Source organism: Pseudomonas sp. SIMBA_041 (assembly GCF_046535095.1).
GTDB classification, from domain to species: domain Bacteria; phylum Pseudomonadota; class Gammaproteobacteria; order Pseudomonadales; family Pseudomonadaceae; genus Aquipseudomonas; species Aquipseudomonas mucoides.
This window is the reverse complement of sequence record NZ_JAWRXJ010000769.1, coordinates 1-245: the sequence shown is the minus strand read 5'-3', so window position 1 is coordinate 245 and position 245 is coordinate 1. Positions and strand designations below refer to the sequence as shown.

Sequence of the window (245 nt, the reverse complement as noted above, 5' to 3'; positions counted from 1 at the left end):
GATTCAAAGCATCCCAATAAGCCTGTTCTGCCTGGCTAGTTTTCATGTTATTTCTCTTGATTTACTTCTAATACTGAAAGAAGACTGTCTATTTTTTTAATACTCACTTCGTATTCATGATGAACACGCTTTGGAATATCTAAAGTGAGTTGAGACTTATAAAAATCTTTAGTTTGTAGCAAAATACTTTTGGATTCTGGTGAAAACACCGCATTTTCACAGCTAATACAAGCAGATGCCAATAC

1 protein-coding gene is annotated in these 245 nt (G+C 33.9%); it reads right to left on the bottom strand.

Annotated elements, in window-relative coordinates; genetic code table 11:
- Positions 1-47 precede the first annotated feature (47 nt).
- Positions 48-245 (bottom strand): hypothetical protein (locus SB725_RS33190; RefSeq protein ID WP_410923698.1); only part of this gene is annotated, 198 nt, incomplete at its 5' end.